Origin of the sequence: Inquilinus limosus, assembly GCF_002195995.1 — a bacterium.
In the GTDB taxonomy this organism is placed as follows: domain Bacteria; phylum Pseudomonadota; class Alphaproteobacteria; order DSM-16000; family Inquilinaceae; genus Inquilinus; species Inquilinus limosus_C.
In genome coordinates this window covers 1-11190 of record NZ_NHON01000140.1, presented here as the reverse complement: position 1 = coordinate 11190, position 11190 = coordinate 1, and the positions used below count along the sequence as shown (strand labels likewise).

The following is an 11190-nucleotide window of genomic DNA, read 5'->3' as shown; positions in this document are numbered from 1 at the left end:
GCGCACCCTGCTTCACCTCGGCGATGATCTGCGGCACCAGCGCCTGGGACAGCTGCTCCTCCAGCTGCGGCTTGACCTCGTCGAGGCTCGGCTGCGGCAGGGTGCGCTTGTCCTCGACCAGGATGACGTGCCAGCCGAACTGGGTCTTCACCGGGGCGGTGGTGAACTTGCCCTTCTCCAGCTTGAAGGCGGCGTCGGCGAATTCCGGCACCATCTGGTCCTTGGCGAACCAGCCGAGGTCGCCGCCGGAATCCTTGCCCGAGGGGTCGGTGGTGTTGGCGTTGGCCAGCTCGTCGAACTTGGCGCCGCCCTCCAGCTTCTTGATCAGGTCCTTGGCCTTGTCCTCGCTGTCGACGAGGATGTGGCGGGCCTTGACCTGGTCCTGCGGCGGGTTGTCGGCGAGATACTTCTTATAGGCGTCCTGGATCGCCTGGTCCGTGACCTTGGCCTTGATCTGGCGCTGCAGCCAGACGTCCTGGATGATGCGGCGCTCGGCGGTCTGCAGGCGCTCCTTCACCTCCGGGTCGTTCTGCAGCCCGGCATCGACGCCCTTCTGCGCCACCAGGCGGGCGGTCGCCACCTGCTCGGCCATCAGCGGCACCAGCATCTCGACCGGCATCTGGCGGTACTGCTGCGGCAGGCTGTTGATCGCCTCCAGCACCTCGGAGCGCAGGATCGGCTGGCCGTTGACCGTGGCCGCGACCGGATCGTCCGGCTTGCCGGCCTGGTCGGCGGCGGCAGGAGCGGCGGCGGCGGGAGCCGCCGGGGTCTCGGCCGGCTTGGCAGCGTCCTGGGCCAGGACCGGACCGGCCAGGAGCGTGAGGGCTGCCGCGCCGGCGAGCAGGCGGAGGGCGAGGGAAGACATCAAACGCGTCCTTTCAGATCCTGTGGGACGAGTGGCGCCTCGGCCGGAGAGAGGGCCGGCATCCGGTCATGGGATCGCGACGGCGCCAACCGCGCGACGTGGCGCCAAGGTAAAGCACAGGCCGAAACACCGCACAAGCGGACCGGAAGCCGCTGTCATGCCGCCGGAGGCCGCCGTCATCAAAGCTTCACACGGGTTTCACCGGCCCGACACGCGGCAAATCCTAGAAGGACGGTGGGGTCCGGGCCGGCCCCGCCGCCGGCGCGGCCGGGCCCGGGTGACAAAGATTTAAGGAGGGGTCCATGGCGTTCCGTCCCTTGGCTGCGGCTTTGCTGCTGTCTGCCGCAACGATTTCGGGCGCAACGATTTCGGGCGCGGCGATTTCGGGCGCGGCGATTTCGGGCGCAACGATCTCGGCCGCCCACGCCGCCGAGACCATCACCGTCTACAGCAGCACCGACCCGAAGCTGGAGCTCGGCAGCATGTCGGTGCCGGGCGGCAAGACCCGGCAGCTGAATGTCGGCATCGGCAGCGGCGCCGGCCGCCGCGCGACCGACCCGGCGATGACCTTCTGGACCATCTCCGACCGCGGCGCGAACTTCACCTGCGGCGATGTCGAGGACGTGTTCGGCGTCGACGGCAAGACCATCTGCGGCGACGTCAAGGGCGGCCGGATCTATCCGCAGCCGGACTATTCGCCGTCGATCTACCGGATCACGCTGAAGGACGACCGGACCTTCACGGTCGACACCGTGCTGCCGCTGCGCGACGGCCAGGGCAAGCCGGTCACCGGCCTCTTGAACCCGCTGACCCACGCCTCGACCGAGCAGCCGCTGGACCTGTCCGGCAAGAGGCTGGAGCAGAGCGCCGACGCGGTCGACGCCGAGTCGATCGTGCCGCTGGCCGACGGCACCTTCTGGGTGTCGGAGGAGAACGGCCCGTCGCTGCTGCATGTCGCGGCCGACGGCAAGATCCTGCGCCGGATCGTGCCGCAGGGCACCGAGGGCGACTTCAAGGCGGCGCATTACCCGGTCGATGGCGGGCTGCCGGCCGTGCTGGCCAAGCGCTTCCTCAATCGCGGCCTGGAATCACTGGCCATCACCCCGGACGGCAAGCGCCTGGCCACCATCATCCAGAACCCGCTGGCCAACCCCGACGCCGACACCTACCGGGCCTCGAAGAACGCCCGGCTGTGGACGCTGGACCCGGCGACGCTCGCCGTCACCGGCGAATATGTCTACACGCTGGACGACCCGCAGAGCTTCCGGCTGGACCCGTCGAAGAAGCAGAGCGACCCGCGCATCAGCGAGATGATGGGGCTGGGCGCCGACCGCTTCCTGGTGCTGGAGCGCACCGACGGCACCACCAAGCTGTACGAGATCTCGCTCGCCGGGGCCACCGACATCCACGGCACCGCCTGGGACGATGTGACGACCTCGCCGAGCCTGGAAGCCAGCAAGGATCTCGCGGCGGCCAAGGTCGTGCCGGTGACCAAGATTCTGCGCTTCGACAGCGCCGACCATCCGGAGGTTCCGGTCAAGATCGAGGGGCTGGCGCTGACCGGCGACGGGTCGCTGCTGATGATCAACGACAGCGATTTCGGCATCACCGGCGAGACCACCCGCCCGGTGATCCTGAAGGGCAGCGCCATCGTCGCCGACCCGGCGAGCTAGGCGGCGGGCGGAACGGAGCGGAGCGGCGGGCCCGCCCCGCCCCCGCCTCCGTCCGGCCGGCCATTGGCAGGGCGGGGTCCATCCGCTATGGTGCCGCGCCCGCGGGTCCGGGCGCTTTCGACGGCAGCGCCGGCATTCCGCTGCGGTTCTGCGTTGAAAGCCGGCTGGCGCGGCCCCAATTTCCTGGGGGAGTGCGGCTGCGTGCTCTCCCTGCCCAAGTCGAGGTTTTCGATGTTCGGTGCGCTCGCCCGAAAGCTGTTCGGTTCGTCCAATGACCGGTTCGTCAAGGGCCTGATCACCGGCCCGGTGGTCAAGACCAACTCCCTGGAGCCCCAGTTCCAGGCGCTGAGCGACGCCCAGCTGCAGGCCAAGACCCAGGAGTTCCGCGAGCGGCTGGACAAGGGCGAGTCGCTCGACGACCTGCTGCCCGAGGCCTTCGCCACGGTGCGCGAGGCGGCCAGGCGGGTGCTGGGCCAGCGGCATTACGACGTGCAGCTGGTCGGCGGCCTGGTGCTGCACCAGGGCAAGATCGCCGAGATGAAGACCGGCGAAGGCAAGACCCTCGTCGCCACCCTCGCGGTCTACCTGAACGCGCTGGCCGGCAAGGGCGTCCACGTCGTCACCGTCAACGACTACCTGGCCCAGCGCGACAGCGGCTGGATGGGGCGGGTCTACGGCTTCCTCGGCCTGTCGGTCGGCTGCATCGTCCACGGGCTGGACGACGACCAGCGGCGCGAGGCCTACGGCGCCGACATCACCTACGGCACGAACAACGAGTTCGGCTTCGACTACCTGCGCGACAACATGAAGTTCCGGCTGGAGGACATGGTCCAGCGGCCGTTCAACTTCGCCATCGTCGACGAGGTCGACTCGATCCTGATCGACGAGGCGCGGACGCCCTTGATCATCTCCGGCCCGGCGCAGGATTCGTCGGAGATGTACATGCGCGTCGACCGGCTGATCCCCAGCCTGGTCGCGGTCGAGGACTACGAGCACGACGAGAAGCAGAAGACCGTCGCCCTGACCGAGGCCGGCCAGGTCAAGATCGAGCAGCTGCTGATCGAGGCCGGCCTGCTGCAGGGCGACAATCTCTACGACATACATAATGTGAACCAGGTCCACCACGTGAACCAGGCGCTCCGCGCTCACGTGATGTTTCAATTGGACCGTGATTACATCGTCAAGGACGGCAAGGTCGTCATCATTGATGAATTCACCGGCCGCATGATGGAAGGCCGGCGCTATTCCGAGGGCCTGCACCAGGCGATCGAGGCCAAGGAGCGGGTCGAGATCCAGCGCGAGAACCAGACTCTCGCCTCGATCACCTTCCAGAACTATTTCCGCCTCTATCCGAAGCTGGCCGGCATGACCGGCACGGCGCAGACCGAGGCCGCCGAGTTCGGCGAGATCTACAACCTCGAGGTGGTCGAGATCCCGACCAACGTCCCGGTCCAGCGCAAGGATCAGGATGACGAGGTCTACCGCACCGTCCGCGAGAAATACGACGCCATCGTCGCCCTGATCCGCGAGTGCAACGCCCGCAACCAGCCGGTGCTGGTCGGCACCGTGTCGATCGAGAAGTCGGAGACGCTGGCGGCGCTGCTGCAGCGCGAGAAGATCCCGCACAACGTGCTGAACGCCCGCTTCCATGAGCAGGAAGCCTATATCGTCGCCCAGGCCGGCCGGCCCGGCGCGGTGACCATCGCCACCAACATGGCCGGCCGCGGCACCGACATCCAGCTCGGCGGCAATGTCGAGATGCGGGTCGACCTGGAGCTGGCCGGCATCGAGGACCAGGCGGCGCGCGACCAGCGCGAGGCCGAGATCCGGGCCGAGGTGGCGCGGAACAAGGAGATCGTGCTGGCGGCGGGCGGCCTCTACGTCGTCGGCACCGAGCGGCATGAGAGCCGCCGCATCGACAACCAGCTGCGCGGCCGCTCCGGCCGCCAGGGCGACCCCGGCGGGTCGAAGTTCTTCCTGTCGCTGGAAGACGACCTGATGCGCATCTTCGCCTCCGAGCGGCTGGACGGCATCCTGCGCCGCTTCGGCCTGAAGGAGGGCGAGGCGATCATCCACCCCTGGATCAACAGGGCGCTGGAGAAGGCGCAGGAGAAGGTCGAGGCGCGCAACTTCGACATCCGCAAGAACCTGCTGCGCTTCGACAACGTGATGAACGATCAGCGCAAGGTGATCTACGAGCAGCGGCGCGAGATCATGCAGGCGGACGACGCCACGGCGATGGTCGCCGACATGCGGCAGGAGGTGGTGGCCGGCATGGTCGCCCGCGCCATCCCCGAGAACAGCTACGCCGAGAAGTGGAACATCGACGGGCTGCACGAGGAAGGCCTGCGCATCTTCGGGCTGGACCTGCCGGTGCAGGACTGGGCCAAGGAAGAGGGCATCGCCGACCGCGAGATCGAGGAGCGGATCCAGACCGCGGTCGAGGCCAAGATGGCGGCGAAGGTCGAGGCCTATGGCCCCGAGCTGATGCAGATGGCGGAGAAGAGCCTGCTGCTGCAGATCCTGGACCAGAGCTGGAAGGACCACCTGCTGACGCTGGACCATCTGCGCCAGGGCATCAACCTGCGGGCCTATGCCCAGCGCGACCCGCTGCGCGAATACCAGGCCGAGGCGTTCAACCTGTTCGAGGAGATGCTGGCCGGGCTGCGCGAGAACGTCACCCAGGTGCTGGCCCAGGTCGAGCTGCGCGTCAACCGGCCGGAGGAGATCGAGACCCAGCAGCGCGCGGCGATGCAGCGCGAGATGCATGAGGGCCGCCTCGACCCGGCGCTGGGCGCGCCGCCGCCGGAGATGGCGACCGCCGCCGGCGCGGTGGCCGCCGCCAGCGCCGCCCTGGCGCTGAACCCGGAATGGGCCGACACCCCGCGCAACGCCCCCTGCCCATGCGGCTCGGGCAAGAAGTTCAAGCACTGCCACGGCTCGGTGGTCTGACGAGCCACGGCGCGTGATTCCAAAACCGTCATTGCGAGCGTAGCGAAGCAATCCAGGGGCCACGCCAAGCGGCCCCTGGATTGCTTCGTCGGCTTCGCCTCCTCGCAATGACGGCGAGGGAACCGAGAGCATCCTGAGGCCGGCCGGCGAATCCCATCGCCGCCGGCCTTTGCTTTTGCCAAGCTGCCCCACCAAACGGGAGGCGGATGGCGATGACTTTGGACCTGACCAGGCGGACCGAGATCACCCTGGACGCGGTGCGCCGCGTCGCCTGGCAGGGCGAAGGCGTGCGCGTCACCGACACGGCGCTGGCCCGGATCGCGGAGTGCCGCGCCGCCTTCCTGCGGCTGATCGACACCGACCCGGACCTGGTCATCTACGGCGTCACCACGGCGATGGGCGAGCTGGCCGACCGGCGCCTGCGGCCGGAGGAGCGCGACCGCCACGCCCGGATCAAGGCCTTCGCCGCCGCCACCGCCTTCGGCGACAAGCTGCCGGAGCGGGTGGTGCGCGGCATCCTGCTGGCCCGGCTGGCGAATTTCCTGGACGGCCACGCCGCCACCACGCCGCGGATCGCCCTGGCCGTCGCCGCCATGCTGGACGGCGGCCCGCTGCCCACAGTGCCCGCTTCCGGCCAGGGCGGGGCCGGGGAGATCCTGGCGCTGTACCCGCTGTTCGCCGAACTCAGCGCCCGCTTCGACCTCGAGGTCAAGGAGCGCGGATCGCTGATCAATGGGTCGCCCTGCGCCGCGGCGCTGGTGGCCGATTCGGCCCTGGCGGCGCGCAACCGGATCCGGCTGGCGGAGAGCGTCCTGGCCCTGTCGATCGAGGCCTTCCGCGCGCCGCTGGAGCATTACGACGCGGCGCTCGACACGCTGTGGGGCGATGCGCACGATGCCACGGCGCTGCGCCATCTGCGCGCCCTGCTGGACGGTGCCGGCGACGGACGGCGCGGCTATCAGGCGCCGGTCAGCTACCGCATCGTGCCGCGCCTGCTGGGCCAGGCCCATCGCGCTTTGGCGGCGGCCGAGCGGGCGGCGACGGTGTCGCTGGCCGCGGCCTCCGACAACCCGGTCTATATCCCGCCCGACGAGGCGGGGCCCGGCCATCCGGATGGCCGCTGCATCAGCACCGGCGGCTACCACAACGCCATGGCGGCCCCGGCGCTGGACGACCTGGCGGCGATCTGGGCCGACCTCTGCCTGCTGTGCGACCGCCACAGCTCGAAGCTCTTGGCCGGCCGGGTGTCGCACCTGCCGGACCTGCTGATGGTCGGCCGCGACCCCAGCGACAGCGACGGCCATGGCAGCCTGGGCTATGTGCCGATGGCGGTCACCGGCTATCTCGAGCAGGCCAAGGCGGCGGCGCAGCGCACCTTCCTGCCGGGCACCGAGGCCGCGGGCGCCGGCCAGGACGACGTCGCCGCCCCGGCCTTCCTGGCCTGGGCGAAGGAGGAGCGCGCCGGCCGCTGCCTGGACGCGGCCCTGGCGATGCTGGCGGTGATCGCCTCCCAGGCCCTCCACGTCACCGGCCGCGCGCCCACCCCGGCCCTGCGCCCGCTGGTCGACGAGGTGCGCAGCCTGGTGCCGCCGGTGGCCGAGGACCGCGTGCTGGGCCCCGAGCTGGGCCACTTGGCGACAAGGTTCACCGAGCGGGTGTTCACGGCGGCGTGACCCGCCCGCAAATCCGAATGGCACCTTTATCCGGCTCGGCGGGAGGCTGCGGGTCATTGCCACATCACGCATGGACCCATGGCCACCACACTGATCGTCGCCGACGAGCCCGACGGGCTGGCCCCCGATGGGCTGGCCGAAGACCTGCCCCCCCAATGCCGCGTCGTCGCCCCTGACGACCTGCTGGACGGCCGCCACCTGCCGGCGCCGGGCACGGCGCCCGGCACCACCGTGGTCAATCTGTGCCGCGACCAGCGGCCCCTCTCCTTCGGCTACTACGTCTCGCTGATCGCCGAGGCGCGCGGCTATGCCGCGATCCCGACCGCCGCGGCGCTGGCCGACCAGGCCGACGACCGGCTGGTCCGCAGCCGCTTCGCGCCGGTCGACCACGCCCTGGCCGCGCTGCGCCGCCAGGGCGCGCGCCTGATCCTGCCGCGCCGCCTGTTCGTGGCGCTGGGCCGCTGCAACAAGCCGCATCTGCAGGAGATCGCCGAGGCGGCCTACGAGGCGTTCGGCCTGCCGCTGATGACGCTGCAGATCGACCCGGCCCGCCCGCAGCTGCTGCAGGTGATGGCGGAACCGCTGGCCGGGCTCGACCCGCGCCAGCTGCGCCTGCTGCGCGCCGCGCTGGAGCGGCTGGCCGGCACGCCGCCGACGCCGCGCCCCTTTCGCCGCGCCCCCCGCCTGGCCGTTCTGGTGAACCCGGACGACCCGCTGCCACCGTCCAAGCCCGGCACCATCGCCCGGCTGCGCGACGTGGCGTCGTCGATGGGCATCGACACCGAATGCGTCGGTCATCGCGACCTGCCGCGGCTGGGCGGCTTCGACGCCCTGTTCATCCGCGAGACCACGGCGCTGCAGTCGCCCAGCTACGCCTTCGCCGAGACCGCGGCGCAGCTGGGCCTGCCGGTGATCGACGACCCGGTGTCGATCCTGCGCTGCTGCAACAAGGTGTTCCTGCATGAGCGGCTGAAGGCCGAGGGCGTGCCGCAGCCGCGCACCCTGGCGGTGCGGGCCGACACGCTGGCCGCCGCTGGCGAGGCGCTGGGCTTCCCCCTGGTGCTGAAGGTGCCGGACGGCGCCTGCTCGCGTGGCGTTATCCGCGTCGACAGCCCGGCCGAGCTGCCGGTGGCGGGCCGCCGGCTGCTGCGCCGGTCGCGCCTGATCCTGGCGCAGGAATACCTCTACACCGACTTCGACTGGCGCATCGGCGTGCTGGCCGGCCGGCCGCTCTTCGCCTGCCGCTACCGCATGGTGCGCGGCCACTGGCAGATCTTCCGCCACGACGGGAACGGCCGCAGCGAGGAGGGCGCGACCGAACCGGTGGCGCTGGACCGCGTGCCGGAAGCGGTGCTGTCGGCCGCGCTGGCCGCCGCCGCGCTGATCGGCACCGGCCTGTACGGCGTCGACCTCAAGGAGACGGCGCAGGGCCTGGTGGTGATCGAGGTCAACGACAACCCGAACATCGATGTCGGTCTGGAGGATGCCTGCCTGGGCGACGCGCTGTATGAGCGGCTGCTCGGCCACTTCCTGGAGCGGATCGAGGCCGGCGAGGACCGTGCGCCCGCCCGGACGGTGGGATCGATCTGGTAGCGGCGAGGGCGCTCCCCGCGCGTTGCCTCTCCCGCGTGCGGGACCTTTTCACAACACCATCCCTCGCCGTCATTGCGAGGAGGCGAAGCCGACGAAGCAATCCAGGGGGCCGGTTCGCACTGGCCCCTGGATTGCTTCGCTGCGCTCGCAATGACGGTTCTGAGAACTCTGAAAGGGCCCAGCTCACGGAGAGGCAATCCGTTCGCACATCCGCCGTCCGCTGCCGCCCTTCGACGGGCAGCCCCGGCCGCGCTCAGCCCAGGTTCTGGCCGATCGCCAGGAACTTCTCGCGCCGCTTGCCGCGCAGGGTCTTGCCGTCGAGGTCGACCAGCCCGGCGAGGGCCGAGCCGATCGCGTCGCCGACGGCGTCGAAGGCCTGCTGCGGGAAGCGGTGGGCGCCGCCGACCGGCTCCTCGATCACGCTGTCGATGACGCCGAGCTGCTTCAAATCCTGCGCCGTCAGCTTCAGCGCCGCCGCGGCCTCCTGGCTCTGCGCGCTGCTGCGCCAGAGGATCGAGGCGCAGCCTTCCGGCGAGATCACCGAATAGATCGAGTGCTCGAGCATCAGCACCCGGTCGGCCACGGCGATGCCGATGGCGCCGCCCGAGCCGCCCTCACCGATCACGATCGAGACCACCGGCACCTGCACCTTGAGGCAGGATTCGATCGACTTGGCGATGGCCTCGGCCACGCCGCGCTCCTCCGACGCCACGCCGGGATAGGCGCCGGCGGTGTCGACGAAGGTGATCACCGGCAGGTGGAAGCGGTCGGCCAGGTCGAGCAGGCGCTGCGCCTTGCGGTAGCCCTCGGGCTTGGCCATGCCGAAATTGTGCCGGATGCGGCTTTCGGTGTCGTTGCCCTTCTCCTGCCCGATCACCACGACCGAGCGGCCCTGGAACCGGCCGAGCCCACCGATGATGGCGCGGTCCTCGGCGAAGGCGCGGTCGCCCGCCAGCGGCTGGAACTCGGTGATCAGGGCCTGGATGTAGTCGAACGCATGCGGCCGATTCGGATGCCGCGCGACCTGCACCTTCTGCGCCGGCGTCAGCCCGCGATAGGTGTCGCGCAGCAGCTTGTCGACCTTGGTCTGAAGCCGGGAGACCTCGTCGGCGATGTTGAGCTCGCCGGCATCGGTGATGTGCCGAAGCTCCTCGATCTTGCCTTCGATCTCGGCGATCGGCTTTTCGAATTCGAGAAAGGTCTTCATTCCGCGTTGAGACTGGCCCTCGGGATCGGGGGGCTGTCTAACACAGGGCCGCGCGCATTGAGACCGAAATCTGCGCAGGGCTGACCGCGGCGTCTGCCCGCAGCAGGGTGCCGCCCGGAACATCCTCCAGCGCGCCCAGCCGCAGCTCGGCCACCAGCAGCCGGTGCGGCTGCTCGTCCGGCATCACGAAGCCCAGCGGGGCCGCCGGCTGGAAGCCGAAGCGGGCATAGTAGGCGAGGTCGCCGACCAGCAGCACCAGCCGGTGCCCCATATCGGCCGCCCGCTTCATGCTGCCGCGCATCAGCGCGGCCCCGACGCCGGCGCCGCGCAGCTCCGGCTGCACCGCCAGCGGCCCCAGCAGCAGAGTCGGCCGGCCGGAGTCGAGCAGCATCGGCCAGTAGCGGATCGAGCCGAGGATCCGGCCGCCGGGCCGCCCGCCCTCGCGCACCACGAAGCACAGGCTGCGCGTCGGCGCGATGCCGTCGCGATAGCGGTAGGAGATCTTGGCTTCCCGGTTCGGGCCGAAGGCAAGGTCGAGCAGGGCGTCGACTTCGGCCGCATCCCGCGGCCGCTCGGTCTTCAGGAGGTACAATTGGAAGTCCTTGGAACGGGGAGCGTCGGTTCGCGCGCCGACCGGCTTCCGTCCCGCTCGCATCATGGTTTCGCGAGCACCCCGGAACGCCTCAGGCCGCCGCGCCGCGAAGGGCGGGCTGCAGGCGTCGTCGTCGCAGCGTCGGGGGCAGGAGGGTCACGTCGGTCCGTTCCATGAAGATTCAGCGGCAACAGCGAAACCGCAACCGGCCCCGGCTGTCAATGCAAATGCTTAGGATCCCCGGCTTACGTGTTGCGTTTCCCGCCACACAACATCGTCATCAACTCAGTTGGGGTTGAGGTCTGAGTTTGGCGTTGGCGATGATGAGGAGCTTGCGCATGACGGCGACGATGGCGACGAGGGGTTTTTTGCCGTTGGCGAGGAGTTTGAGGAAGAAGGGCCTGAGAGTGGGGTGGTGATTTCTGGCGGCGAGGGCGGCCATGACGGCACCTGCACCTTGAGGCAGGATTCGATCGACTTGGCGATGGCCTCGGCCACGCCGCGCTCCTCCGACGCCACGCCGGGATAGGCGCCGGCGGTGTCGACGAAGGTGATCACCGGCAGGTGGAAGCGGTCGGCCAGGTCGAAAGCCGAGGCGCGCGACAAGATGGAGGCGGCGCTGACCGCGGTCGGGC

7 protein-coding genes and 1 pseudogene are annotated in these 11190 nt (G+C 70.0%); 4 read left to right on the top strand and 4 right to left on the bottom strand.

What is annotated here, in order from left to right; genetic code table 11:
* Nucleotides 1-865 (bottom strand): peptidylprolyl isomerase (locus tag BWR60_RS33755; protein ID WP_088157334.1); only part of this gene is annotated, 865 nt, incomplete at its 3' end.
* Between the two features lie 302 nt (nucleotides 866-1167).
* Between BWR60_RS33755 and BWR60_RS33750 the strand changes: the two genes are divergently transcribed.
* The 4 genes from BWR60_RS33750 (at nucleotide 1168) to BWR60_RS33735 (ending at nucleotide 8756) form a co-directional block, all read left to right on the top strand.
* Nucleotides 1168-2538 carry an esterase-like activity of phytase family protein gene (locus BWR60_RS33750; protein ID WP_088157333.1) on the top strand — a complete coding sequence of 457 codons (1371 nt, stop codon included), beginning with the start codon at nucleotides 1168-1170 and terminating at the stop codon, nucleotides 2536-2538.
* A gap of 231 nt (nucleotides 2539-2769) precedes the next feature.
* On the top strand, nucleotides 2770-5490 hold the full coding sequence (secA, locus tag BWR60_RS33745) for a preprotein translocase subunit SecA (RefSeq protein WP_088157331.1): 2721 nt from the start codon (nucleotides 2770-2772) through the stop codon (nucleotides 5488-5490).
* 206 nt (nucleotides 5491-5696) lie between these two features.
* Complete coding sequence (locus BWR60_RS33740) at nucleotides 5697-7163, top strand: aromatic amino acid lyase (RefSeq protein ID WP_218823805.1); 1467 nt, start codon at nucleotides 5697-5699, stop codon at nucleotides 7161-7163.
* Nucleotides 7164-7241: 78 nt separating this feature from the next.
* Entirely contained in the window at nucleotides 7242-8756 is a 1515-nt protein-coding gene (locus BWR60_RS33735; RefSeq protein WP_088157329.1) for a RimK-like ATPgrasp N-terminal domain-containing protein, read from the top strand.
* Between the two features lie 253 nt (nucleotides 8757-9009).
* Here BWR60_RS33735 and BWR60_RS33730 read toward each other — a convergent pair whose 3' ends face one another.
* The 3 genes and pseudogenes from BWR60_RS33730 to BWR60_RS38465 all read right to left on the bottom strand — a co-directional run.
* On the bottom strand, nucleotides 9010-9963 hold the full coding sequence (locus tag BWR60_RS33730; RefSeq protein ID WP_088157327.1) for an acetyl-CoA carboxylase carboxyltransferase subunit alpha: 954 nt from the start codon (nucleotides 9961-9963) through the stop codon (nucleotides 9010-9012).
* Between the two features lie 37 nt (nucleotides 9964-10000).
* Entirely contained in the window at nucleotides 10001-10555 is a 555-nt protein-coding gene (locus tag BWR60_RS33725; protein WP_088157325.1) for a GNAT family N-acetyltransferase, read from the bottom strand.
* 444 nt (nucleotides 10556-10999) lie between these two features.
* Nucleotides 11000-11190, bottom strand: a pseudogene (locus BWR60_RS38465) (carboxyl transferase domain-containing protein); the annotation flags it as partial.